The sequence below is a fragment of the Frateuria terrea genome (assembly GCF_900115705.1).
Lineage (GTDB): Bacteria > Pseudomonadota > Gammaproteobacteria > Xanthomonadales > Rhodanobacteraceae > Frateuria_A > Frateuria_A terrea.
In genome coordinates this window covers 13,082-36,830 of sequence record NZ_FOXL01000003.1, presented here as the reverse complement: position 1 = coordinate 36,830, position 23,749 = coordinate 13,082, and the positions used below count along the sequence as shown (strand labels likewise).

Below are 23,749 nucleotides of genomic sequence, written 5' to 3'. Positions count from 1 at the left end.
CGCATCCGCCGGTTTCCGGCCCGGGCGCAAGGGGCAAGGGGGAAAATCGTGGGTCTGTTTACACCCAAGAAGCCGCCGCTGATCGGCGTCGACATCAGCTCGACTGCGGTCAAGCTGCTACAGCTGAGCCAGGCCGGCGGGCGCTATCGCGTGGAGCACTACGCGGTCGAGCCGCTGCCCCCCAATGCCGTGGTCGAGAAGAACATCGTCGAGGTCGAGGCGGTGGGCGAGGCGATCCGCCGGGCGTTGGCGCGTTCGGGCTCCAAGCTCAAGCATGCGTCTGCCGCCGTCGCCGGTTCGGCCGTGATCACGCGCATCGTGCCGATGTCGGCCGATCTGTCCGAGGAAGACCTCGAGGGCCAGATCCAGGTCGAGGCGAACCAGTACATCCCGTACCCGATCGACGAGGTCAGCCTGGACTTCGAGGTGCTCGGCCCGGTGCGCGACAACCCGGACATGAACAACGTGCTGCTGGCTGCGTCGCGCACCGAAAACGTGGACATGCGCGTGGCCGCGCTCGACCTGGGCGGCTTGACCGCGCGGGTAATCGACGTGGAGGCCTTCGCGATGGAAAACGCCTTCACGATGCTGGTCGACCAGCTCAACGTCAGCCGCGACGCGCTGGTCGCCGTGGTGGACATCGGCGCCACCATGACCACGCTGTCGGTACTGCGCCACCAGCGGACCATCTATTCGCGCGAACAGGTGTTCGGCGGCAAGCAGCTGACCGACGAAATCATGCGCCGCTACGGCCTGTCCTACGAGGAGGCCGGCCGCGCCAAGCGCAAGGGCGGCCTGCCCGAGTCGTACGAAGCCGAGGCGCTGGAACCGTTCAAGGAAGCGCTGATCCAGCAGATCAGCCGCCTGCTGCAGTTCTTCTTCGCCGGCAGCGAGTACAGCAAGGTCGACCAGGTGGTGCTGGCCGGCGGTTGCGCCTCGATCGAGGGACTGTGCCCGATGCTGGAGGAACAGCTGGGCGTGCCCTGCATGGTGGCCAACCCGCTGGCGCGCATGTCGCTATCGCCCAAGGTGCAGGCGCAGTCGCTCGCGCAGGATGCCCCGGCCCTGATGATCGCCGTCGGCCTGGCGCTCAGGAGTTTCGACTGATGGCACACATCAACCTACTTCCCTGGCGCGCCGAGCGGCGCAAGCAGCGTGAGCGGGAATTCTTCCTGCAGCTGGGCGCGGCCCTCGCGGCAGCGGTCGTGGTCGTGCTGCTGTGGGTGTTCTGGATGAACCTGCGCATCGACAACCAGAACGAGCGCAACGCCTACCTGCAGGGCGAGATCAAGCAGTTGGACGAGCGCATCGCCAAGATCAAGGACCTCGAGAAGGTCCGCCAGCGCCTGCTCGCGCGCAAGCAGATCATCGAGCAGCTGCAGGCCAACCGTTCGCAGATGGTCCACCTCTTCGATGAGCTGGTGAAGACGATCCCCTCCAGCGTGCGCCTGACCAGCATGAAACAGAATGGCGATTCGATGGTTCTCTCCGGTCTTGCACAGTCCAACGCCAGCGTGGCCGAGTACATGCGCAACCTCGATGCCTCGCCGTGGATGGCCGGCGCCGACCTGGACAAGACCGAGATCAAGTACCGCTCCGGTCGGATGCCCTACACCTTTGGCCTGAACGTGAAGCTCAGCCAGCCCAGCGAGGAGGAGCAGGCCAAGACGCCGGTATTGCTGCAGGGGAATGGCAAGCCTGCGGCGGCGGCACCCAATGCCGCGGCCGTCAGCGGGGGGGGCGGCAAATGAAGTTCTTCGATGAATTGCGCAGCCTCGACCGCAACAACATCGGTGGCTGGTCGAAGTCGATCAAGATCTTCTTCACCGTACTGGTGTTCCTGATCGTTGTGCTCCTGGGCTGGTACCTGCTCGTCAGCGACCAGCAGGACTCGCTGACCAGCCTGGCCTCGAAGGAGGACTCGCTCAAGCAGGAGTTCACCCAGAAGCAGGCCAAGTCGGTCAACCTGGAGGCGCTGCAGCAGCAGCTTGACGAGATGCAGGACATGCTGCGCCAGTTGCTGCGCCAGCTGCCCAGCAAGACGGAGATGCCCGAACTGCTGGTGGATATCTCGCAAACGGCATTGGCCTCCGGCCTGGAGATCCAGGTGTTCGATCCGGGCAGCGAGCATCCGAAGGACTTCTACGCCGAAGAACCGATCAATCTGAAGATGGTCGGCACCTACCACCAGTTCGGCAACTTCATCAGCGGCGTGGCCTCGTTGCCGCGCGTGGTGATCCTGACCATGCACGATGTTTCGCTGTCCACCCAGCAGCCCCTCGGCGCCAACGGCGAGCCGCCACCCGGTGGACAACTGGTGCTGCAGGGCACGGTCAAGACCTACCGCTACCTGGAAGACAACGAGACCGGGAGCAAGCCCGCGAAGGGCAAGGCAAGGGGGCATAAATGAGCAGGTTGATTGCCATCAGGCCTGGCCACTTTGCGCGGTTGGTGTTGATGCTCGGCGCACTGCTGGTGCTGGCCGGTTGCACCCGGGGCATGTCCGACCTGCGCGACTGGGTCGCACAGGAGAAGAGCAAGAAAGGGACACCGATCCCACCCTTGCCGGTCATCAAGACCTTCGAGACCTTCCAGTATTCCGACGAAGGCAAGCGCGATCCGTTCAGCGCAAGCACGGCGGAAATGCAGCCCACCAGCTCGACCAGCGGGCCCCGTCCGGACGAGGGCCGGTCCAAGGAGCCGCTGGAGATGTTCGCGCTGGACAGCCTGAAGATGGTCGGCACGGTCGGCACCGGCGTCGGCATGGAAGCGCTGGTGAAAGACCCCGGTGGCGTGATCCATCGTGTCCATCGCAATGAATACATGGGGCAGAACTACGGCCGGATCGTGGATATCGCGGAAGACCATATCGACCTGGTCGAACTGGTCTCCAATGGCAATGGCGGCTGGATGGAACGTTCGGCCAGCATCGGGCTCGGCGACAAATGAACACAGGGGCTGACGTAATGAGCAACCACTTCCAACCTGTCCGGGGCCGAGCCATGCGTCATGCACGCCGTTGCCTGATGGGCCTGCTGATGGTCGCCGCGGCATGGACGGGTGATGCCCTGGCGGCCACCAACACGCTCAAGGGAATCAGCTACGACACGCTGCCTGGCGGCCGCGTCGAGGTGCACATGAACTTCGCCGGCGGCCCGCCGCCCGAGCCGCGCATCTTCACCACCGGCAACCCGCCGCGCATCGCGGTGGATTTCGCCGATACCACCAACGCGGCCCAGCGCCATCTCGACGTCGGCAAGGGCTCGACCTCCGGTGTCTCGGCGGTGTCGGCCGGAGGCCGCACCCGCGTGGTGGTCGAACTGATGCGCGAGGCGTCCTACCGCACGCGCGTCGACGGTAACGACCTGGTGCTGACCGTCAACAACGGCAGCGATGCGCAGACCATCACCACCGCCTCGGCCATCGATCCGACCAAGGCGCTGCCGTCGGCCATGAACGGCCCGTCGGTCTCCGGCATCGACTTTCGCCGCGGTCCGAACGGCGAGGGCCGGGTGCTGGTCAGTTTCAGCAGTGCGGGTGCCGATGCCGACATGCGTCGCGAAGGCGACAAGCTGATCGTCAACCTGAGCCACGTGACGCTGCCGGCCAGCCAGGCGCAGCGCCTGGACGTGCTGGACTTCGCCACGCCGGTGGAATCGATCAACACCCATGCCGGCATGGGTGGCGGCGCGCGCATGGAAATCGCCTTCAAGGGCAACGTGGAAACCTCCTCCTACCAGACCGCCGACCAGTACGTGGTCGAGGTCGCGCCCAAGAAGGATGCAGCCGCCGACGGCAAGCTGGCCAAGGGCCAGCCGCCGGTCTACAGCGGCACCCGCGTGACCTTCAACTTCCAGGACATCCCGGTGCGTGCCGCCCTGCAGTTCATTGCAGAGATGTCCAAGAAGAACCTGGTCGTGGCCGACAGCGTCGGTGGCAGCGTCACCCTGCGACTGGTCAACGTGCCGTGGGACCAGGCGCTGGACGTGATCCTGCGCGCCAAGGGCCTGGACAAGCGCCAGGACGGCAATGTCATCTGGATCGCTCCGCAGCAGGAGCTGGCCAGCTACGAGCAGAGCCTGGCCGAGGCGCGCCTGAAGGCCGAGGACACCGCCGAGCTGGTCACCGACTACGTGCCGATCAGCTACGGCAAGGCGGCCGACATCGCCAAGCTGTTGACCACCGGCAGCAAGAGCGGTGGCGGCGGTGGCGGGACCGGTGGCACCCGCGGTTTCCTGTCCCCGCGCGGCAGCGTGTCGTTCGACGAACGCACCAATACCCTGCTGCTCAACGAGACGCCCGACAAGATTCGCGAGTTGCGCCAGCTGATCACCGTGCTCGACCGCCCGGTGCAGCAGGTGCTGATCGAATCGCGCATCGTGGTGGCGACTGACGATTTCACCCGCGAGCTGGGCGTGAAGTGGGGTGTGCAGGGCTTGCACACCACCAGCGGCGGCAACGTGATCACCACCGCCCCGCAGGGCGGCGCCAACGGCGCGGCCAGCCTGGCGATCGAGCGCGGCAACAACAACTCCGGCGCGAGCAACGCGAGCGGCGTGACCACCTACCAGACCGGCTCGGGCGGCTTCAACGTCAACCTGCCGGCGGCCAATCCGATGGGCAGCTTCGGCCTGGCCATCCTGGGCGCCAATTACCTGGTCGACCTGGAGCTTTCGGCCGCACAGACCGAAGGCCGTGGCGAGGTCATCTCCAGCCCGCGCGTGATCACTGCCAACCAGCAGGAGGCCGTGATCCGCCAGGGCCAGCAGATCGGCTACGTGACCTACCAGAACAGCGCCACCGGCGCCGCCGGCAGCGGCACTGCCACGGTGCAGTTCAAGGACGCCGTGCTGGAGCTGCGCGTGACCCCGACGATCACCGCCGACAGCCGCGTGTACCTGAAGATCAACGTCAAGAAGGACGCGCTGGCCAAGTTCATCGACGCCCCGGGCAGCGGCCAGGTGCCGCAGATCGACACGCGCGAGATCAATACCTCGGTGCTGGTGGACAACGGCCAGACCGTCGTGCTCGGCGGCATCTATGAGATCACCAAGGCCAACACCATCAGCAAGGTCCCGGGGTTGGGCGATATCCCCGGCCTGGGCGCGTTGTTCCGCCACACCGTGAAGAACAACAGCAAGGCCGAGCTGCTTATCTTCGTGACGCCGCGGATCCTCAGCGACACATTGCAGTAAGCACGCAGAGCCCAAGGCAAGAGAAAGGGCGGCTTCGGCCGCCCTTTCTCGTTTCCGCCAGCGGCAAGTCCGGTGACCGGGTGCTATGCAGTCCGGCACACGCGGCCCTTGCGCCGCCCTCCGTAAACTTCCGCCCGTTGTCGCGGTCAGTACCGCGTCGCCCCCTTGGATTGCCGATGGACACACCGCACACCGCCACGCCGGACCGCCTGCAACAGGCCTTCGTACACCTGCGCGAGGAACTGCAGCGCGAGGTGATCGGGCAGCCGCACCTCATCGATTGCCTGCTGATCGCCCTGTTGGCCGATGGCCATCTGCTGGTCGAAGGCGCGCCGGGGCTGGCCAAGACCACTGCGGTCAAGGCATTGGCCGCGCGGATCGAAGCCGATTTCCACCGCGTGCAGTTCACCCCCGACCTGCTGCCGGCCGACCTCACCGGCACCGACGTGTTCCGTCCGCAGGCAGGCAGTTTCGAGTTCGAGCGAGGCCCGCTGTTCCATAACATCGTGCTCGCTGACGAGATCAACCGCGCGCCGGCCAAGGTGCAGTCGGCGTTGCTGGAGGCGATGGCCGAACGGCAGATCACCGTCGGCCGCAGCACCTGGCGCCTGCCGGACCTGTTCCTGGTGATGGCGACGCAAAACCCGATCGAGCAGGAAGGCACCTTCGCACTGCCGGAGGCGCAGCTGGACCGCTTCGTGATGCATGTCACGATCGGCTATCCGGACGCCGCCTCGGAACTGGCCATCCTCAAGCTCGCCCGCGAGCAGGCCCGCCGCGTGCTGCACCCGGCCGCGCCGCCGCGTGCGTTGCTCACCCAGGCCGACGTGTTCGCCGCGCGCGATGCCGCGCTTGCTGTGCACATGGCACCGGCGCTGGAGGAATACCTCGCCCAGTTGGTGCTGGCCACCCGCGATGCCGGCCGCTACGGCCAGGAGCTCGAGCGCTGGATCGCCTGGGGCGCAAGCCCGCGCGCCACCATCGCGCTGGATCGCTGTTCCCGCGCGCACGCCTGGCTGGCCGGGCGCGACTACGCGTTGCCGGAGGACGTGCACGGGGTCGTGCACGAGGTCCTGCGCCATCGCGTGCTGCTCAGCTATGAGGCCGAGGCCGAGGGCGTGCGCAGCGACCAGGTGATCGACCGCCTGCTGGACCTCGTGCCGCTGCCGTGATGCCCGCCGTTCCCGTGCGTGCCGATGGCGATGGTCGCGCCCGCGTGTCGCTCGCCGAGCTGATCGCACTGCGCGCGCGCGTGGGCCGGGTCCGGCCCCAGCCGCTCAACAGCCGGGCGCTGGCCGCAGGGCAACGTTCGAGCCGGCTCTACGGTCGCGGCATGGATTACGCCGAGTCGCGGGTCTACCAACCCGGTGATGACGTACGTCGGCTCGACTGGCGGCTCACCGCACGCAGTGGCGAGCTGCATACCAAGCTGTTCCAGGAAGAACGCGAAGGACGCCTGCTGGTATTGCTCGACACTCACGCGAGCATGCGCTTTGGTACCCGCGTGCGCTTCAAATCGGTGCAGGCCGCGCGCGCAGCGGCGATCGCTGGCTGGTATGCGGTGCGCGCCGGCGAGCGGGTCGGCGCAATGGCCTTCGGCAGTTGCCGGCAATTGCTCAAGCCGCAGGGCGGCCCGCGTGGTGCGGTCGCCTTGTGCGGGGCGCTGTCCGAGTGGGACGGCGCCGCGCGTGCTGTCGAGGCGGCCGAACCGCTGTCCGAAGCGCTTGCGCGCGGTGGCCGCCTGCATGGCGCCAACCGCGTGCTGCTGATCAGCGATGGCATGAGCTGCGACGACGCGGCTCGCGGTCGCCTGCGTGAGTTGACCCGGCATGCCAGTGTCGCCGTCCTGGTGGTGGCCGACGCGCTCGAACTCGCATTGCCGCCACCCGGGCGGTATCCGCTCGAGCACGCCGGCCGGCGCCGCGAAGTCAGCCTGCTGGGCATGCGCCAGCGCACTGAGTTCCAGCGGGCGCTGGGTGCCGGCCAGGCCCGCCTGGGTGCGCTGGCCCAGGGGCTGGGACTGCGCTGGCGCAGCATCGACACGGTGGCCGATCCGCTCGAGGCCATCACGGCCTTGCTCGGTGCGAGGCAGGCGCGATGACCTGGCACCTGCCAACGCCGGACGGACCGGCCCTGCGCGACATCCATCCGCCGCCGCCGCCGCCGTGGTGGCCGCCGGCACCGGGATGGTGGTTGCTGGCGGCGCTGGTTTTACTGTTGGTCGGCAGTGGCGCATGGCTGTGGCTGCGCGCACGTCGCCGGCGTCGTGCGCGCGCAGGCATCCTGGCCGAGGTCGATGCGTTGGCCACGTGCCATGCCGGCGATGCGCAGGCGCTGGCCGCGGGACTGCACCAGCTGCTGCGGCGTGTGGCGCGGTTGTACGATCCGGCTGCCGCGCATTTGCGTGGAGAGGCCTGGCGCGAGGCTCTGGCGCGCGCGCCGGTCGATGCGGACACGCTGCAGCGGCTGCTCGCGCTGGAGCCGGCCATGTACCGGCCTCAGCCCTACGACACCAGCGCGGCGCTGGCCGCGGTGCGCCGCTGGCTGTGCGCCGCGCTCGCCGTGCAGAACCGGAGGGCGCGGCGTGCCTGATTTCAGCTGGCCCGACTTCGCCTGGCCCTGGGTCGTGCTGCTGCTGCCGTTGCCATGGCTGCTGCGCCGCTGGTTGCATCCCCTGCCGCCAGGCCAGGCGCTGCATCTGCCGCACCCGGGCGTCGCGTTGGCGGCGATCGAGCGGCGCCCCGGCCGCGGCGCGGCCGGCTGGTGGCTCGCGCTGGCCTGGTTGTGCCTGATCGCCGCCGCCGCGCGGCCGCAATGGGTCGGTCCGCCGCAGGCGCAGCAGCGCAGCGGGCGAGCCATGCTGCTGGCGATCGACCTGTCCGGCAGCATGCGTACCGAAGACATGCAACTGGCCGGCCAGGACGTCAGCCGCTTCGAGGCAGTCGAGGCGATCGCCGGCGACTTCATCACGCGCCGGGCAGGCGATGAACTCGGCTTGGTGTTGTTCGGCAGCCGCGCCTTTCTGGTCACGCCGCTGACCTACGATCTCGGCGCGGTGCGTGCGCAGCTGAAGGGTGCCGCGGTGGGACTGGCCGGCACCGAGACCGCCATCGGCGACGCCATCGCGGTAGCGGTCAAGCGGCTGGCGGGCCTGCCGCAGCAGGCGCGCGTGCTGGTCCTGCTCACCGATGGCGTCAACAACGCCGGCAGCATCTCGCCCGAGCAGGCCGCGGCGGCGGCCAAGGCGGCCGGCGTGCGTGTCTACACCATCGGTGTCGGTGCGACGCAGATGCGCGTGCCCGATTTCTTCGGCATGCGGCTGGTCAATCCTTCCGCCGACCTGGACGAGGCCATGCTCACGCGCATTGCCAACCAGACCGGCGGACGCTTCTTCCGCGCCACCGACACCCACGCGCTGGCGGAGGCCTATCGCGCCATCGATGCGCTGGAACCCATGCCGCAACACGGGCCGGTGCTGCGCCCCCGCCATGAGCTGTTCCGCTGGCCGCTGGGCGCGGCAATGTTGCTGCTCGCGCTGGTCCTGATGATGCGCGCGGGCAGCGTGCGGGAGCGCGCGGCATGAGCGAAGCGCTGCATCAGTTCCATTTCCTGCGGCCGGGCTGGCTGTGGCTGCTGCTCGCGCTGCCGCTGGTCGCAGCGCTGGCGATGCGTGGGCAGGGCGCGCGCGCGCAACTGGAACGGCTGGTCGATCCCGAGCTGCTGCCTTATCTGTTGCAGGGCCATGCGCAATCCCGCGGCGTGCCGCCCGCGTTACTGGCCTTCGGCTGGCTGCTGGCGGCGCTGGCCTTTGCCGGGCCGAGCTGGAGCCGCGTGCCGCAGCCGCTGTTCGCCGATCGCGCCGCGCAGGTGGTGGCGATCTCGCTGTCGCAACACATGCTTTCGCGCGACGTCACGCCGAGCCGGCTCGACCGCGCCCGCTACAAGGCGCGCGACCTGTTCGCGGCCAACCGCGGCGGGCTCAACGGATTGGTCGCCTACGCAGGGGAGGCGTTCGTGGTCGCGCCGCTGACCAGCGATGCCAACAGCCTCAACGACCTGCTCGACGCGCTGGCGCCCGACACCATGCCGGTCGAAGGCGACAACGCAGCCGCGGCGATCGCGCGCGGCGCCGAACTCATCCGCGATGCCCACGTTGGCGGCGGCTCGCTGGTGCTGATCACCGACGACGCCGACACGGATGCGCAAAAGGCCGCGCGCCAGGCACGCGCCGAAGGCGTCCACGTGTCGGTCCTGGGCGTGGGCACGGCCAGGGGTGGGCCGGTGCCACTGGCCGAAGGCGGCTTCCTGCGCGATGCCCAGGGCAACGTCGCTATGGCCGGACGCGATGACGCGGCGCTGGCGGCGCTGGCCGCGGCCGGCGGCGGGCGCTATGTCCCCATGCGCGACGACCGCGCGGACATCGCAAACCTGCAGGAACAACTGCGCAGCGGCGACGCAGGCGCCGCCACCGGCCAGGACAGCGCGCAGTGGGAGGATCGCGGCCCCTGGCTGCTGCTGCCGCTGCTGCCATTGCTGGCGCTGGCCTTCCGCCGCGGCTGGCTGTTGCTGTTGCCGCTGGTGCTGTTGCCGCTGCTGCCGGGGCGCGCCGAAGCGGGCACCTGGCAGGACCTGTGGCAGCGCCGTGACCAGCAGGCGGCGCACGCGCTGGACGATGGACACGCCAGGCAGGCAGCCGCACTGGCCCGGGATCCGGCGTTGCGCGGCACCGCCGCCTATCGCGCCGGTGACTACGCCAAGGCGATCGAGGCGCTGCATCCGCTCGGCTCCACCGATGCCCAATACAACCTCGGCAACGCGCTGGCCAAGGCCGGCCGCTACCAGGAGGCGCTGGCGGCCTACGACCGCGCGCTCGCGCTCGACCCGCACAACGCCGACGCCGCGGCCAATCGCAAGGCGGTCGAGGACTGGCTGCGCCGGCAGCCGCCCAAACAGGATTCCCCGAACGACGCACGGAACCAGGGCGGCGGCAAGTCCTCGAAGTCCAAACAGGGACAGGGCGACGAGCAGTCGAAGAAGGACAGCCAGGGCAACCGCCGTGGCGAGCAACAGGACGGCCGCCAGGACAACCAGGGGCAGCAGGGCCAGGGCCAGGGCCAGCAACAGTCCGATGCCCAGGGCGCCAAGGACCAGGCCGGCCAGCACGACGGCAAGCAGCAGGAACAGCAAGGCGCCAATCGTCCGCTGACACCGCAGGAACAGGCCGAGCAGCAGGCCCGCACGGCACGTGCGGGGCAGGCGCTCAAGCAACAGATGGATCGCGCGCTGGCCGCATCCCGCAAGGCCAAGGGCAACGAGCACCAGCTCGGTGCGCTGGACGAGGACGACCCGCAGGCACGCCTGCCCGCCGAACTGCGCCAGGCGCTGCAGCGAGTGCCGGATGATCCGGGCGCGCTGCTGCGGCGCAAGTTCGAGCTGGAGTATCGCCAGCGCCACGGCGGCGCGACCGAGGACGACCTGCCATGAAGCGATGGATCGCATTGCTGCTGCTCATGCTGTTGCCGCTGCTGGCGCATGGGGCGCAGGTAAAGGCTTCGCTCGACCGCAACCAGGTGCAGCTGGGCGACACCGTCACGCTCAACCTGCGGGTCGCCGGCGGTGGCCTGGCGCAGGCGCCGGATCTTTCCGCGCTGGCCGGCGACTTCGACGTGCTCGGCCAGTCCAGCAGCACCGGCGTAAGCATCGTCAACGGCCAGCGCAGTGTGCAGTTCACCGTAGGCATCGCTTTACGCCCGAAGCATGCCGGCCAGCTGGCGATACCGGCGCTGGATTTCGCCGGCGGGCGCACCCAGCCGCTCACGCTCACTGTCACGCCGCCCGATCCGACGGCGGCGGCGAACAGCGGCAAGGATGTATTCCTGGAGGCCAGCGCGCAGCCGACCACGGTGCGCGTGGGACAGCAACTGCTGTACACCGTGCGTCTGTACTTCGCCGGGGCCCTTAGCAGCGGCTCGCTGGAAGATCCGCAACTGTCCGGCATCGACGCGCGGCGGCTGGGCGACGACCTGGACTACGACGTGGTGCGCGGCGGTCGCGCCTACCACGTGATCGAGCGGCGCTACGCGCTGATCCCGCAGCATGCCGGCAGGATCGAACTGCCGTCGCTGCGCTTCCAGGGCGAGCTGATCGACCCGTCCAATCCGGACAGCTTCTTCGCCATGGGCACGCCGGCCACGGCCGCATCGCCGTCGGTGCCGATCGAGGTGCAGCCGGTGCCGTCGCAGTGGGGCAGCAGCACCTGGCTGCCGGCCCGTGCGCTCAGCCTGACCCTGGATGGCATCCCCGCCGACGGCAAGCTGCACGTTGGCCAACCGCTGGACCTGGCCATGACCGTGCAGGCCACGGGGCTGCCCTACGAGGCGCTCCCGGCGCTGAGCCTGCCGGACATCGACGGTGCCACGGTCTATCCGGACAAGCCGGTGACCGGCACGCGCAACGACGGCCAGTGGCTGATCGGCCGGCGCCAGCAGAATTTCGCGGTGGTGCCCGGCCGGGCCGGCACGCTGACGATCCCGGCCATCACGCTGAAGTGGTGGAACGTTCAGAGCGGGCAGCCCGAAGAAGCGCGCATTCCAGCGCGTACACTGACCGTGCTGCCCGCCGCCGGCGGCCAGAATGCACCCGCGCCAACCTCCACACCGGCGCGCGTCGTGCCGGCCAGGCCTGCCTCCGTGGCCGCACCGGCTTCTCCCGCGCGTGCGCCCGCGTGGCGCGTCGTGGTGCTGGTGGCGGTGGCACTGCTGCTGCTCGGCGGCGCGCTTGCGGCCGGATGGACGTGGCGTCGTCGCAAAAGAACGACCCCGGATGAATCCGCGCCTTCGGCAGGCTCGCAACGCACCTTGCGCCTGGCCTTCCTGGCTGCCGCGCGCGGCAGCGATGCAGCGGCCCAGGCGCACGCGCTGCTGGCCTGGGCGCGTGCGGAGCGCCCGCATCTGCCAAGCCTGGGTGCGCTGGCCGCGGCACTGGCCTCGGCCAGCCAGCGCGAGGCGATCGAGCAGTTGCAGCGCCGCCGCTTCGCCGCGGGCGAAGGCACCGCGGCACCCGACCTGGCTGCCGCCTTCCGGCAGGGTTTTGAGTGGCGTGGGGAGGGCGCCGGCGACGAGCCGCCGCTGCCGCCGCTCTATCCGTTCAAGCTGCGTTGAAGACGCGCTGCCACAGCTGCGTCATGGCTGTGTCGAGGAAGCACAGTCGCACGTCCATCGCTGGCGCATACGCTTCGGCCAATGTCCTGCGCAGGCTGCGGCAAGCGGCCTCGGCAGCCAGCTCCGGCGGATAGCCGTAGGCGCCGCAGCTGATCGCGGGAAAGGCGATCGAGCGCAGCCCGTGTTCACGCGCGAGTTGCAGTGCGTTGCGGTAGCAGGCGGCCAGCTGTTCCGGCTCGCCGTGGCTGCCGCCGCGCCATACCGGGCCCACCGTGTGGATCACGTGGGCGGCCGGCAGCTCGAAACCGGGCGTGATCCGCGCCTCCCCTGTCGGACAGCGCACGCCGGATGCCACCTCCGGGAGCGCGCGACAGGCTTGCAGCAGGCGCGGTCCTGCCGCGCGATGGATCGCGCCGTCGACGCCGCCGCCACCGAGCAACTGCCGGTTGGCGGCATTGACGATCGCGTCGACGGCCAGGCGGGTGAGATCGGCGGTAATCAGGGTGATCGACATGGACGATGGTTTTTCGCGCGGACGGCGCCTTATCCTTGGCGCTGGGATGGGGACATGCAGAACAAGAAGATGAAACCCGAAGACATTCCGTTCGGCTACCTGCTCAGCGACGTGACGTTGCTGTTCCGCAAGCACTTCGACCGGCGCGCCGTGCGCTTCGGGCTGACCCGGGCGCAGTGGCGGGCGATCAAGATGCTGCACCACCGCGCGGAAGACCTGCGTCAGACCGAGCTGGCCGAGTTCCTGGAAATGGAACCGATCGCCGTGGGCCGCGTGATCGACCGCCTGCAGGCCGCCGGCTTCGTCGAACGCCGGCCCGACCCGAAGGACCGCCGCGCCTGGCGATTGCACCTGACCCCGCGTGCGCGTGCGGTGATCGACGACATGCAGGACATCGGCCGCGGCCTGCGCAAGGACGCCACCGCCGGCATCAGCGCCGAGGAGCTGAGCCAGGCGCTGGCCGTGATCGGCCGCATCAAGGACAACCTGCAGGCGCTGGACCAGGCCGAGACCGGCGGCGAGTGACCCGGGCATGCCCTCTGGCAGTGGGCCAGCAGGCATGGGAGGGGGAAAATGCCATGACAGGTAAACCTCTGGCCGGCTGCCGCGTTGTGGCAGGCTCGCCCCATGGCAGAGGCCTGCCCGCGCGGTAACCGCGGGCTCTCCCCGGATCGAACGTCGGCATGTCCCCGAAAAGAACCCTGCTGCTCCTGGCCGTCCTCGTGCTCTTCGCCCTCGGTGCGCGTTTCGCGTGGCATCCTGGCACGAACGCCTCCGATGCCAAGCCGGCCGCCAGCGCTGTACCGGTACAGGTGGCCGCGGCCCGGCAGGGCAACCTCGACCTTTCGCTCGACCTGGTTGGCCGCGCCGAGGCCTGGTCCAGCGTGACGCTGCGCGCGCAGGTTTCCGGCCAGCTCGAGTCGCTGGCCTTCCAGCCGGGCAGCCGGGTGAGGAAAGGCCAACTGCTGGCTCAGCTCGATACCCGTCTGCTGAAGGCGCAGCTGGACCAGGCCAAGGGCGCCGTCGCGCGCGACCAGGCACAACTGAAGAAGGCCCAGGCCGACCGCAAGCGCTATGCCGATATGCTGGCCAAGGGCTACGTCTCCAAGGCGGACTACGACACCTACCAGGCCAACCTTGCCGTGGCGCAGGCCACGCTGCAGGGCGACCATGCCGCGCAGGAGCTGGCGCAGGCCAACCTCGACTACGCGCACATCGTGGCGCCGTTCGATGGCATCACCGGCGCGCCGCTGGTGTGGCCCGGCGCGCAGGTGAGCGCGCAGTCCACCGACATCGTGGTACTCAACCAGGTGCAGCCGATCCGCGTCGCCTTCAGCCTGCCCGAGGCCAGCCTGGGCGCCGTGCGCACGGCGCTGTCGCGCGGCCCGGTAACGGTTCGCGCCACCGTGCCGGGCGCCAAGCCACTGGCCGGCAAGCTCGAGTTCGTCGACAACGCGGTGGACAACACCACCGGTACGATCCTGCTCAAGGCACGCTTCGACAACCCGGACCTGCGCCTGACGCCGGGCCAGTTCGTACAGGTGACGCTGCCTACCACGCGCATCGACAACGCGGTCACCGTGCCGGTGGTGGCCTTGCAGAGTTCCTCGCGCGGCAGCTTCGTGTTCGTGGTGGGAGCGGACGACACCGTCACGCAGCGCTACGTGACGCCGGGGCCGGTCGCGGGCGGGCGGCAGGTGATCGCCAAGGGACTGAGCGCCGGCGAACGGGTCGTGACAGAAGGGCAGATGCTGCTGGTCGACGGGACGAAAGTCCGTGTCGCGTCCTAGGTCCCTTACGCCCTCTTCCCTTCCGGGAGAGGGCCGGGCTGAGGGGCCGGGGCTCGCGGGGCCGTCAACACGGAGCCGGATCAAAGAGCCACACGCCCGCGGGCAAGCCACGTCTCCCGCAAGAGCCGCCCCTCACCCCAACCCTCTCCCCGGAGGGGTGAGGGAGCTGCACTGCGCTACTGAATCGGTTTTCGCATGAACATCCCCCAGCTCTGCATCCGCCGCCCGGTGATGACCACGCTGCTGATGGCCGCGCTGCTGGTGTTCGGCATCGTGGCCTACCCGCGGCTGCCGGTGAACGAACTGCCCAACGTCGATTTTCCCACCATCAGCATCAGCGCGAGCCTTCCCGGCGCCTCGCCCGAGACGATGGCCTCGGAGGTGGCCACGCCGCTGGAAGGCAAGCTTTCGACCATCGCCGGCATCAGTTCGATGAGTTCGACCAGCGCGCTGGGCTCGACCTCGATCACGCTGACCTTCGAGCTGGACCGCAACATCGACGCCGCCGCGCAGGACGTGCAGGCGGCCATCTCCTCGGCGCTGCGCCAGCTGCCGAAGGAGATGACCACGCCGCCGACCTTCCGCAAGGTCAACCCGGCGGATGCGGCGATCCTGTACCTGGCGATGAGCTCCTCCACGCTGCCGCTGACGCAGGTGGACGAGTACGCCGAGACCGAGCTGGCGCAGCAGCTTTCGATGGTCGACGGCGTGGCGCAGGTGAACGTATACGGCTCGCAGAAGTACGCCGTGCGGATCAGCCTGGACCCGGACAAGCTCGCCGCCAGCGGCATCGGCATCGACCAGGTGCAGGCGGCGGTGGCCGACGCCAACGTCAACCAGGCCACCGGCTCGCTGTACGGTCAGCGCCAGCAGCTGCCGATCCGCAGCGATGGCCAGCTCGAGCGGGCGCCGGCATACAACGACGTGGTGGTGGCCTACCGCAACGGCGCGCCGGTGCGCGTGGGTGACCTGGGCCAGGCGCGCGACAGCGTGCAGGACGACCAGAAGGCCAGCTGGTTCGACGGCGAGCGCGCCATCGTGCTGGCGATCCAGCGCCAGCCCGGCGCCAACACGGTGGAGACGGTCGATCGCATCAAGCAGGTGCTGCCCGGCTTCGAGGCCGGCCTGCCGCCGTCGGTGAAGCTGCAGGTGCTGTACGACCGCTCACAGTCGATCCGCGCCTCGGTCGACGACGTGCAGTTCACCCTGCTGCTGGCCGGTGTGCTGGTGGTGCTGGTGATCTACCTGTTCCTGGGCAATCTCTCGGCCACGCTGATCCCGGCGGTGGCGCTGCCGATCTCGGTGATCGGCACGTTCGGCGTGATGTACGCGCTCGGTTACAGCCTGGACAACCTCTCGCTGCTGGCGCTCACCCTCGCGGTCGGCTTCGTGGTGGACGACGCGATCGTGATGCTGGAGAACATCGTGCGCCACATCGAGGCGGGCGAAGCGCCGTACGACGCCGCGATCAAGGGTGCCGGCGAAATCGGCTTCACCATCTTCTCGATGACCCTGTCGTTGATCGCGGTATTCATCCCGGTGATGTTCATGGGCGGCATCGTGGGACGGCTGTTCCACGAGTTCGCCGTGACCATCAGCGTGGCGATCCTGATCTCCGGCGTCGTGGCGATCACGCTCACGCCGATGCTGTGCAGCCGTTTCGTCAAGGCGCACGACCATGAACGGAAGAACTGGCTGATCGGCGGCTTCGACCGCGGCTTCAACGCCGTGCAGCGCGGCTACCTGGGCAGCCTTGGCTGGTGCATGGAGCGCCCGCGTCTGGTGCTCGCGGCGTTCGCGGCGAGCCTGGTGGTCACCGCGCTGCTGTTCGTGGTCGCGCCGAAGGATTTCATCCCTGCCGGCGACACCGGCCAGCTTCACGTGAACACCGAGGGGCCGGAAGACATCTCCTTCGACGCGATGGTCGCGCGCCAGCAGCGCCTGGCCGACATCGTCGCGCACGATCCGAATATTGCTGGCTACATGTCCAGCGTGGGCGCGGGCGGTTCGCGCGCGACGGTCAACAACGGCTCGATCTTCCTGCTGCTCAAGCCTGCCGGTGAGCGCAAGCTCGACGTGGACCAGGTCACCGCGGAACTGCGGCGCAAGTTCGCGCAGGTCACCGGCATCCGCACCTACATCCAGAATCCGCCGGCGATCCGCGTCGGCGGCAGGCAAAGCAAGTCCGAATACCAGTACACGCTGCAGTCGATCGACATCCAGGCGCTGTACGACTGGTCGGCCAGGGTCACCCATGCCTTCGCCGCGCTGCCCGGCTTCCAGGACGTCACCAACGACCTGGATCTGAACAGCCCGTCGATCATGGTGCAGGTCAACCGCGACAAGCTCGCGCCGCTGGGCCTGACCATGGCGCAGGTGCAGAGCGCGCTCGGCGCGGCGTTCGGCGAAAACCAGGTGTCCACCATCTACGGCGCGGCCACCCAGCACTGGGTGATCGTGCAGGTCGAGCGCGCGCTGCAGAACGATCCGGCGGTGCTCTCGCGCCTGTACGTGACCTCCAACACCGGCAAGGCGGTGCCGCTGGATACGGTCGCCAGCTTCGCGCGCAAGCCGCAGGTGCTCACCGTCAACCACCAGGGCCAGCTGCCGGCGGTGACGGTGTCGTTCAACCTGGCGCCCGGCGTGAGCCTGAGCGAAGCGGTCAGCGAGATCGACGGCGCAATGGCGAAGATGGGCCTGCCGGCGACCATCACCGGCTCGATCCAGGGCACCGCGCAGGCGTTCGCCGATTCGATGCAGGGCATGGGCCTGCTGCTTCTGCTCGCGGTATTCGTGATCTATCTGGTGCTGGGCATCCTGTACGAGAGCTTCATCCATCCGCTGACGATCCTCTCCGGCCTGCCCGCCGCGGCGGTCGGCGCGCTGCTCACGCTGGTGCTGTTCGGCGCGTCGCTGGACCTGTTCGCCTTCGTCGGCATCGTGATGTTGATCGGGATCGTCAAGAAGAACGCGATCATGCTGATCGACTTCGCGCTGGAACGTCAGCGCGAGGAAGGCATGGCACCGGCCCTGGCGATCTTCGACGCCTGCCGCGTACGCTTCCGCCCGATCATGATGACCACCATGGCCGCCTTCGCCGGCACCCTGCCGATCGCACTGGGCATCGGCAGCGGCGCCGACGTGCGCCGGCCGCTGGGCCTGGCCGTGGTCGGCGGCCTGGTGGTGTCCCAGGTGCTCACGCTGTACCTGACGCCAGTGATCTACCTGGCGCTCGATCGCGTGCGCACGCGACTGGCGCGGCACGACCAGGCCATGCCGCTGCGCGGAGGCTGAGTCCGGCCCGCGACCCAGACGGCCTGAGGACGTAGGCGCGATCTGGAGGTATCGCGGCGCAACTTGCGCTAGGGTGGCGAGCTGTCCACGGAGACGAGCCATGCCACGCATCACCTCGGTCGTGCTGTCGATCCTGTGCACCCTGGCCGGTGCCGGTTGCGCCACCCGCGCGAGCGAGCCGGGACTGCTAGGCGATGCGGCGCTGAAAGCCTACGCCGCCAAGCCATTCGACAAGCACGCGATGATGGGCCAGACGGTGGAGCTCGGCCGCAACCACGGCTTGCCGGTGGTGGTCGAATTCCCCTGCGCCGACGTCTGTCCGCAGTACACCGTGCGGATCATCCACTACCGGCTGCCGGCGGGCGCCGACTGTGCGGCCGCGGGCGGGGTGACCAAGAGCGTGGCCGTGCCGGTGGCGATTACAGTGATGCAGAAGACGTTCTGCATACCGGCGGCGCTGGCGGCCGACGGCGGCTACTACACGCGCTAGCCCCAGCCGAGGGGCGGGCGCAGGGCGGACACGGGGCGGGCATCAGCCCACGGCTCTTCTTCCGCATCAGAGACGATGGGCTGGAGCCCGCCCTGCACCCGCATCCTGCGCGCCTGTGCGAGGTACCTCAGTCGCCCGCGCCGTCGTTGGCGAAGGCGCCGGGCGCGGAGCCGAAATCGCCATCGGCCTGCGCGGCCATGTACGAGAACGCCGCGTACACGGCCACGTTTTGCGCCATGTCCTTCGGATCGATCTTGTCCAGCGTGTCGGCCGCAGTGTGGTGCCAGTCGAAGTAGTTCGTACCGTCCTGGGTCAGCGATAGCGCGGCCATGCCCTTGCCGTGCATCTGCGAGAGGTCCGAGCCGCCGCCGCCAGGGCGCTTGGCGTCGTAGGCCACGCCGATGGGCGAGAGCACCTTGGCGATCTGTTCGATGGCGCCGCGAGCCTCGGGCTTGACGCTTGCGCTCATGCGCCAGACCTGACCGGCACCGAAGTCCGATTCGGTGCCGAGCTGAAACTTGCGCACATCGCCGGCGTGTTTCTCGGCATAGGCACGGCCGCCCCACAGACCCATTTCCTCATTGGCGAAGGCAATCACGCGGATGGTGCGGTCCGGGCGCTGCGGCAGGTCGTGGATCAGCTTGCCCGCGGCCATGGCGATTGCCACGCCCGCGCCGTCGTCGATCGCGCCGGTGCCCGGGTCCCACGAATCCAGGTGGCCGCCGATCGCCACCACCTGGTCGGGATGCTTCGCGCCGGTGATCTCGCCGATCACGTTGGCGCCCGTGTACTGGCCCTCGATACCGCAATCGAGGTCGAGCCTGACCGTCACCGGCTTGCCGGTGGCCAGAGCCCGCTCGAGCTGGTCGGCGTCGGGGTTGGACACCGCGGCGGCAGGAATGGTCTTGGTCTGATCGCGGAAGCCGGTCACGCCGGTATTGGGCGTGCGGCTGTGCGGATCGGTGCCGACGGTGCGCAGCAGGTAGCCGGCGGCGCCCTTGGCCTGCGCGATCACCGGACCTTCCACGCGGATCGGCGACCCGACGCCATAGTCGTGGCCGTCCTTGTAGCGGTGCATGCGGTAGTCGACGAACACGATCTTGCCCTTGATCGCCGCCGGATTGGCTGCCTTGAGCGCATCCAGGCCTTCGAACCTGACGATCTGCGCGGTGAGCCCGCCCTTGGGCGTGCCCGGCGAGTAACCGAGCGCGGTCAGCACCAGCCGTTGCGGGAAGGGCGAGACGATCGCGCCGTGCTCGCTGCGGCGCACCCACTTCGGATAGGTGACCGGCTCGGTATAGACCTTGTCGAAGCCCAGTGCCTTGAACTCGGCCACGGCCCAGTCCACGCCGCGCTGGTCGGCCGGGCTGCCGGCCAGGCGCGGACCGATCTCGGTGAGCGAGGTGACGATGCGGTAGCCGGTGTCGTCGTGCATCGCCTTGTCGCGCAGCTGTTCGGCTGTCTTTACGGCTGCAGATGGAATGGTGGTATCGGCGGCGCAGGCGACGCCGCTGGCCAGCAGCAGGCTGGCGGCGAGCAGGGTGAGGGAGGGATGGCGCATCGGGGACTCCGCTTGGGATGAACGCCCGATTATTGGGGTCGCGCCGGACGGCGGCGTAGGCCAGAAGTCACGAAAGGCGGGGGCGGGGGCCTGCAAGCTGGATAGCGGCCAGGCCTCCCGTTCCCTCTTCTCTTACGGCCTGGTCTTCAGCAGGTCCCTGATCTCGGTCAGCAGCAGCACCTCTGGCGGCTGCACGGCCGGCGCGTCCTCCGGCCTGGGCGCCAGGCGGTTGATCGTCTTGACCAGCAGGAAAATCACGAAGGCGATGATCATGAAGGTGATCACCGTATTGATGAAGGCGCCGTACTGGATCGCCACCTCGGCGGTCCTGGTGGCTGGATCGGCCGGCTTGAGCACCCATTTGAGGTGCGAGAAATCCACGCCGCCGGTCATCAGGCCAATCGGCGGCATGATCACCTGGTCGACCAGCGAGCTGACGATCTTGCCGAACGCGGCACCGATGACCACGCCGACGGCGAGGTCGATCACGTTGCCGCGCATCGCGAACTTCTTGAACTCCTGCAACATGCCCATGCCCTGGTCCTCCGGTTGCGGTGAGACGAACGTTCGTGCGGCGCTCAGGCCACGCGGCCCTCCAGCACGGCGAGGCCTTCGAGCTCGGCGCGGAACCGATCGCCGCGCTGCAGCGAGGCCACGCCGGCCGGGGTGCCGGTGAAGATCAGGTCGCCCGGCTTGAGCTCGAACAGCTTCGACAGCGCCGCGATGATCGACGGCACGTCATGCACCATGGCGTCGAGCGCGGACTGCTGGCGCAGCACCTCGTTGACCTCCAGGCTGAGCTGCGTCCGCGGGCCGGGCCGGCCCTGCTCGACCGGGCACAGCGCCGACACCGGCGCGGAATGGTCGAAGGCCTTGGCCACGTCCCAGGGATGGCCCTTGGCCTTGGCCTGTGCCTGCAGGTCGCGGCGGGTCAGGTCCAGCCCGACGCCGTAGCCGAAGATCAGCGTGTCTGCCAGCTCGGGCGCGATGTCGCGTCCGCCGCCGGCCAATGCCACCACCATCTCGACCTCGTGGTGAAGTTCGGTGGTGCCCGAGGGGTAGGGCACGTCGGCACCGTCGGTGACCACCGCGTCGGCCGGCTTGCAGAAAAACATCGGCTGTTCGCGGTCGACCGTTGCGCCCATCTCGCGCGCGTGGTCGGCGTAGTTGCGGCCGATGCAGAAGATCCGTCGCACCGGGAAGCGCGAGTCGCTGCCCAGGATCGGCAGGCTGGGGACGGCAGGCAGGGGGATCGCGTAGCGCATGGCCGGAAGCGTAGCAGAGCGGATCGTGGTGACGCCGCCAACGGCGTGTGCCGCTGCCGGACAAAAAAGGCCGCCGGGGGGGCGGGGCCCGATCTGGGATGTGCCGGGTGTCGCCGCCTCTGCAACGGCGGTGTTTCTCGGCCATGCGCTCGCCGAGGGCTCTCGGCTGCAAGCGGCCCACGTGTATTACGCCCGGCCGCCCGAACACCTGACCTTGCTGCTGCGCTACCTCGATGTTCCGGATGGGAGGATCGAGGGGGCCGCCGCGTGCCTGGCCCGCACCGTCAGCGGCTTTGCCCGGACCACGGACGCTGCGGCTGGCCGGCAGGTCGCCAGATCGGGCCTGGCCGGGCCGGTCCCGCGGTAGCGAGTGACATCTGTCATCGCCGATAGTTGATGGCGATCGCTGTCCTCCGGCGCCCGCTTGCCGCATCGTTGGCGCCTGCAAAAATGGATGAAGGCCGGGTTGGCGTGGATAACGGGGAACTGCTCAAGCAGCTGAAGATCGAGCGCAGCCAGCGCGAGACGGTGCACTCCGCGCCGCCGCGCTGGCCATGGGTCGTCGGCGGCGTGCTGCTGGCGTTGCTGGCGCTGGGCGTCGGCGGCTGGTGGGTGCTGGCGCATCGCCCGGTCGCGGTGCAGACCGCCACGGCGACGGCGCCCGGTGGCGCAGAGGGAGCCGGCGCGGTGCTGCAGGCCACCGGTTACGTGACCGCGCGCCGGCAGGCGACGGTGTCGGCGCAGATCACCGGCACGCTCACCGACGTGTTGATCGAGGAGGGTGACCACGTCAGGAAGGGCCAGGTCCTGGCGCGTCTGGAAGACAGCGCCTACCGCGCCAACCTTGAAGCCGCCCAGGCCAGCGCCCGCGCGGCCCAGGCGCAGATCGGCCAGCTGCAGGCGCAGCTGGCGCAGGCCCGGCACGACGCCGCGCGGCAGGAGGCGCTGGTCGGCCGCGGACTGGTCGCCAAACAGGCTGCCGAGCAGGCGCGTACCCAGGTGGACGCGCTGGCTGCGCAGCTCATCGCCCAGCGCAGGCAGGCCGAGGCCGCCAAGGCGCAGGCGCAGGTCGCCCAGGTCAACTTCGACTACACCGTGGTGCGCGCGCCGTTCGACGGCGTGGTCACCGACAAGGCCGCGCAGGTCGGCGAGATCATCTCGCCGCTGTCGGCCGGTGGCGGCTTCACCCGCACGGGCGTGGGCACGATCGTCGATATGGACTCGCTCGAAGTCGATGTCGACGTCAACGAGGCCTACATCGGCCGCGTCAAGCCCGACATGCCGGCCGAGGCGGTGCTCGACGCCTATCCGGACTGGACCATTCCGGCGCACGTGATCGCGATCGTGCCGGCCGCCGACCGCGGCAAGGCCACCGTGAAGGTGCGCGTAGCGCTGGAGAAAAAGGATGCGCGCATCGTGCCGGACATGGGCGTGCGCGTGTCGTTCCTCGAAGCCAAGCCCCAGGCCACCGCCCAGGCGCCGCGCGGCGCGCTGGTACCGGCCTCGGCCGTCGTCCGGCGCGATGGCGGCGAAGTGGTGTTCGTGGTGCAGGGTGACCGTGCGCAGCAGCGCCGCGTCCAGCCCACGCCGATGGGCGAGCAGCGCCTGCTGCCCGAAGGTGTGCAGCCGGGCGAGACGGTGGTCGTTTCGCCACCGGCCGAACTGCGCGACGGCGCCGAGGTAAGTGTCGAGGACAAGCGATCCTGAACGTCGCTAGCAGTGTGGGCGCCACGCAGGCGGCACCCATCGAAGGACAAGCAACCATTACGGCTGACTGGAGAAGCCCATGGGCAACCTGATCGAAATTCGCGACCTGGCCAAAGTCTATGCGCGCGGCAAGCAGAAGGTCGAGGTGCTGCACCACATCGACCTCAACATCGCCGAAGGCGACTTCCTGGCACTGATGGGCCCCTCGGGCTCGGGCAAGACCACCCTGCTCAACCTGATCGGCGGGCTGGACACGCCGACGGCCGGCACCATCAGCGTGGGCGGCCAGCGCATCGACCAGCTCGGCGCCGGCCCACTGGCCAAGTGGCGCGCGGCCAACGTCGGCTTCGTGTTCCAGTTCTACAACCTGATGCCGATGCTCTCGGCGCAGCGCAACGTGGAGCTTCCGCTGCTGCTGACCAAGCTGTCCTCGGCGCAGCGCAAGCAGAACGCGGCCATCGCGCTCAAGCTGGTCGGGCTGGACGAGCGTGCTTCGCACAAGCCGAGCGAACTTTCCGGCGGCCAGCAGCAGCGTGTGGCGATCGCCCGCGCGATCGTCTCCGATCCCACGCTGCTGGTCTGCGACGAGCCCACCGGCGACCTCGACCGCCAGTCGGCCGAGGACGTGCTGGGCCTGCTGCGCACGCTCAACCGCGAGCACGGCAAGACCATCGTGATGGTCACCCACGACCCCAAGGCCGCCGAGTACGCCAACCACACCCTGCACCTGGACAAGGGCACGCTGGTCGAGCAGGCGCTCGCCTGAGGAGGCT

General features: G+C 69.0%; 21 protein-coding genes. 17 read left to right on the top strand and 4 right to left on the bottom strand.

The window, feature by feature from the left end; all coding sequences use genetic code 11:
• Positions 1 to 48: 48 nt before the first annotated feature.
• From BMZ38_RS04000 to BMZ38_RS03950, 11 genes are all read left to right on the top strand, one after another.
• Positions 49 to 1,107 carry a pilus assembly protein PilM gene (locus BMZ38_RS04000; RefSeq protein WP_091334486.1) on the top strand — a complete coding sequence of 353 codons (1,059 nt, stop codon included), beginning with the start codon at positions 49 to 51 and terminating at the stop codon, positions 1,105 to 1,107.
• Entirely contained in the window at positions 1,107 to 1,751 is a 645-nt protein-coding gene (locus tag BMZ38_RS03995; protein ID WP_091334484.1) for a PilN domain-containing protein, read from the top strand. The genes BMZ38_RS04000 and BMZ38_RS03995 overlap by 1 nt, the downstream gene beginning before the upstream one ends.
• The gene (locus BMZ38_RS03990; protein ID WP_091334481.1) at positions 1,748 to 2,410 is read left to right on the top strand and encodes a type IV pilus inner membrane component PilO; all 663 of its coding nucleotides are present in this window, start codon (positions 1,748 to 1,750) and stop codon (positions 2,408 to 2,410) included. Before BMZ38_RS03995 ends, BMZ38_RS03990 begins: the two co-directional genes overlap by 4 nt.
• Positions 2,407 to 2,949, top strand: coding sequence for a pilus assembly protein PilP (locus BMZ38_RS03985; protein WP_091334479.1), 543 nt, complete (start codon positions 2,407 to 2,409; stop codon positions 2,947 to 2,949). The genes BMZ38_RS03990 and BMZ38_RS03985 overlap by 4 nt, the downstream gene beginning before the upstream one ends.
• Positions 2,950 to 3,002: 53 nt before the next feature.
• Entirely contained in the window at positions 3,003 to 5,195 is a 2,193-nt protein-coding gene (locus BMZ38_RS03980) for a type IV pilus secretin PilQ (RefSeq protein ID WP_091334476.1), read from the top strand.
• A gap of 176 nt (positions 5,196 to 5,371) precedes the next feature.
• Positions 5,372 to 6,367, top strand: coding sequence for an AAA family ATPase (locus BMZ38_RS03975; protein ID WP_091334474.1), 996 nt, complete (start codon positions 5,372 to 5,374; stop codon positions 6,365 to 6,367).
• A complete protein-coding gene (locus tag BMZ38_RS03970; protein WP_091334472.1) occupies positions 6,367 to 7,296 on the top strand; it encodes a DUF58 domain-containing protein in 930 nt (309 codons plus the stop codon). The genes BMZ38_RS03975 and BMZ38_RS03970 overlap by 1 nt, the downstream gene beginning before the upstream one ends.
• Positions 7,293 to 7,787: a DUF4381 family protein gene (locus tag BMZ38_RS03965; protein WP_091334470.1), complete on the top strand. Its 495-nt coding sequence runs from the start codon at positions 7,293 to 7,295 to the stop codon at positions 7,785 to 7,787. The genes BMZ38_RS03970 and BMZ38_RS03965 overlap by 4 nt, the downstream gene beginning before the upstream one ends.
• The gene (locus BMZ38_RS03960; RefSeq protein ID WP_175483671.1) at positions 7,780 to 8,778 is read left to right on the top strand and encodes a VWA domain-containing protein; all 999 of its coding nucleotides are present in this window, start codon (positions 7,780 to 7,782) and stop codon (positions 8,776 to 8,778) included. The genes BMZ38_RS03965 and BMZ38_RS03960 overlap by 8 nt, the downstream gene beginning before the upstream one ends.
• Positions 8,775 to 10,679 carry a VWA domain-containing protein gene (locus tag BMZ38_RS03955; RefSeq protein ID WP_091334465.1) on the top strand — a complete coding sequence of 635 codons (1,905 nt, stop codon included), beginning with the start codon at positions 8,775 to 8,777 and terminating at the stop codon, positions 10,677 to 10,679. Before BMZ38_RS03960 ends, BMZ38_RS03955 begins: the two co-directional genes overlap by 4 nt.
• A complete protein-coding gene (locus BMZ38_RS03950; protein ID WP_091334463.1) occupies positions 10,676 to 12,355 on the top strand; it encodes a BatD family protein in 1,680 nt (559 codons plus the stop codon). Before BMZ38_RS03955 ends, BMZ38_RS03950 begins: the two co-directional genes overlap by 4 nt.
• On the opposite strand, the gene BMZ38_RS03945 is transcribed toward BMZ38_RS03950, so the two are convergent.
• Positions 12,342 to 12,869: an O-acetyl-ADP-ribose deacetylase gene (locus tag BMZ38_RS03945; RefSeq protein WP_091334462.1), complete on the bottom strand. Its 528-nt coding sequence runs from the start codon at positions 12,867 to 12,869 to the stop codon at positions 12,342 to 12,344. The genes BMZ38_RS03950 and BMZ38_RS03945 overlap by 14 nt on opposite strands.
• A 54-nt stretch (positions 12,870 to 12,923) precedes the next feature.
• Here BMZ38_RS03945 and BMZ38_RS03940 point away from each other — a divergent pair, with 54 nt between their 5' ends.
• From BMZ38_RS03940 to BMZ38_RS03925, 4 genes are all read left to right on the top strand, one after another.
• Entirely contained in the window at positions 12,924 to 13,394 is a 471-nt protein-coding gene (locus BMZ38_RS03940; protein WP_245747174.1) for a MarR family winged helix-turn-helix transcriptional regulator, read from the top strand.
• A gap of 158 nt (positions 13,395 to 13,552) precedes the next feature.
• Complete coding sequence (locus tag BMZ38_RS03935; protein ID WP_091334460.1) at positions 13,553 to 14,659, top strand: efflux RND transporter periplasmic adaptor subunit; 1,107 nt, start codon at positions 13,553 to 13,555, stop codon at positions 14,657 to 14,659.
• A 195-nt stretch (positions 14,660 to 14,854) separates the two neighbouring features.
• The gene (locus tag BMZ38_RS03930) at positions 14,855 to 17,953 is read left to right on the top strand and encodes an efflux RND transporter permease subunit (protein ID WP_091334458.1); all 3,099 of its coding nucleotides are present in this window, start codon (positions 14,855 to 14,857) and stop codon (positions 17,951 to 17,953) included.
• A gap of 100 nt (positions 17,954 to 18,053) precedes the next feature.
• Positions 18,054 to 18,443: a hypothetical protein gene (locus tag BMZ38_RS03925; protein WP_091334455.1), complete on the top strand. Its 390-nt coding sequence runs from the start codon at positions 18,054 to 18,056 to the stop codon at positions 18,441 to 18,443.
• A gap of 127 nt (positions 18,444 to 18,570) precedes the next feature.
• On the opposite strand, the gene BMZ38_RS03920 is transcribed toward BMZ38_RS03925, so the two are convergent.
• From BMZ38_RS03920 to BMZ38_RS03910, 3 genes are all read right to left on the bottom strand, one after another.
• Positions 18,571 to 20,004, bottom strand: a complete 1,434-nt coding sequence (locus tag BMZ38_RS03920) for a M20/M25/M40 family metallo-hydrolase (protein WP_091334453.1) — start codon at positions 20,002 to 20,004, stop codon at positions 18,571 to 18,573.
• Positions 20,005 to 20,136: 132 nt separating this feature from the next.
• Positions 20,137 to 20,538 (bottom strand): large-conductance mechanosensitive channel protein MscL, encoded by a 402-nt coding sequence (mscL, locus tag BMZ38_RS03915; RefSeq protein WP_091334451.1) that lies wholly within the window; start codon positions 20,536 to 20,538, stop codon positions 20,137 to 20,139.
• Positions 20,539 to 20,582: 44 nt separating this feature from the next.
• Positions 20,583 to 21,269: a fumarylacetoacetate hydrolase family protein gene (locus tag BMZ38_RS03910; RefSeq protein WP_091334450.1), complete on the bottom strand. Its 687-nt coding sequence runs from the start codon at positions 21,267 to 21,269 to the stop codon at positions 20,583 to 20,585.
• Between the two features lie 471 nt (positions 21,270 to 21,740).
• Between BMZ38_RS03910 and BMZ38_RS03900 the strand changes: the two genes are divergently transcribed.
• Both BMZ38_RS03900 and BMZ38_RS03895 read left to right on the top strand, forming a co-directional pair.
• Entirely contained in the window at positions 21,741 to 22,976 is a 1,236-nt protein-coding gene (locus tag BMZ38_RS03900) for an efflux RND transporter periplasmic adaptor subunit (RefSeq protein ID WP_091335604.1), read from the top strand.
• 79 nt (positions 22,977 to 23,055) lie between these two features.
• Positions 23,056 to 23,742 (top strand): ABC transporter ATP-binding protein, encoded by a 687-nt coding sequence (locus tag BMZ38_RS03895; protein WP_091334445.1) that lies wholly within the window; start codon positions 23,056 to 23,058, stop codon positions 23,740 to 23,742.
• The last annotated feature ends 7 nt before the right edge of the window (positions 23,743 to 23,749 follow it).

Excerpts from the sequence above, each read along its gene's own strand:
- BMZ38_RS03940 (WP_245747174.1), top strand. The coding sequence starts at position 12,924 with ATGCAGAACAAGAAGATGAAACCCGAAGACATTCCGTTCGGCTACCTG.
- BMZ38_RS03985 (WP_091334479.1), top strand. The coding sequence starts at position 2,407 with ATGAGCAGGTTGATTGCCATCAGGCCTGGCCACTTTGCGCGGTTGGTG.
- mscL (WP_091334451.1), bottom strand. The coding sequence starts at position 20,538 with ATGGGCATGTTGCAGGAGTTCAAGAAGTTCGCGATGCGCGGCAACGTG.
- BMZ38_RS03945 (WP_091334462.1), bottom strand. The coding sequence starts at position 12,869 with ATGTCGATCACCCTGATTACCGCCGATCTCACCCGCCTGGCCGTCGAC.
- BMZ38_RS03975 (WP_091334474.1), top strand. The coding sequence starts at position 5,372 with ATGGACACACCGCACACCGCCACGCCGGACCGCCTGCAACAGGCCTTC.
- BMZ38_RS03930 (WP_091334458.1), top strand. The coding sequence starts at position 14,855 with ATGAACATCCCCCAGCTCTGCATCCGCCGCCCGGTGATGACCACGCTG.
- BMZ38_RS03970 (WP_091334472.1), top strand. The coding sequence starts at position 6,367 with ATGCCCGCCGTTCCCGTGCGTGCCGATGGCGATGGTCGCGCCCGCGTG.
- BMZ38_RS03955 (WP_091334465.1), top strand. The coding sequence starts at position 8,775 with ATGAGCGAAGCGCTGCATCAGTTCCATTTCCTGCGGCCGGGCTGGCTG.
- BMZ38_RS03910 (WP_091334450.1), bottom strand. The coding sequence starts at position 21,269 with ATGCGCTACGCGATCCCCCTGCCTGCCGTCCCCAGCCTGCCGATCCTG.
- BMZ38_RS03950 (WP_091334463.1), top strand. The coding sequence starts at position 10,676 with ATGAAGCGATGGATCGCATTGCTGCTGCTCATGCTGTTGCCGCTGCTG.
- BMZ38_RS03990 (WP_091334481.1), top strand. The coding sequence starts at position 1,748 with ATGAAGTTCTTCGATGAATTGCGCAGCCTCGACCGCAACAACATCGGT.
- BMZ38_RS03980 (WP_091334476.1), top strand. The coding sequence starts at position 3,003 with ATGCGTCATGCACGCCGTTGCCTGATGGGCCTGCTGATGGTCGCCGCG.
- BMZ38_RS03925 (WP_091334455.1), top strand. The coding sequence starts at position 18,054 with ATGCCACGCATCACCTCGGTCGTGCTGTCGATCCTGTGCACCCTGGCC.
- BMZ38_RS03895 (WP_091334445.1), top strand. The coding sequence starts at position 23,056 with ATGGGCAACCTGATCGAAATTCGCGACCTGGCCAAAGTCTATGCGCGC.
- BMZ38_RS03935 (WP_091334460.1), top strand. The coding sequence starts at position 13,553 with ATGTCCCCGAAAAGAACCCTGCTGCTCCTGGCCGTCCTCGTGCTCTTC.
- BMZ38_RS03920 (WP_091334453.1), bottom strand. The coding sequence starts at position 20,004 with ATGCGCCATCCCTCCCTCACCCTGCTCGCCGCCAGCCTGCTGCTGGCC.
- BMZ38_RS03965 (WP_091334470.1), top strand. The coding sequence starts at position 7,293 with ATGACCTGGCACCTGCCAACGCCGGACGGACCGGCCCTGCGCGACATC.
- BMZ38_RS03995 (WP_091334484.1), top strand. The coding sequence starts at position 1,107 with ATGGCACACATCAACCTACTTCCCTGGCGCGCCGAGCGGCGCAAGCAG.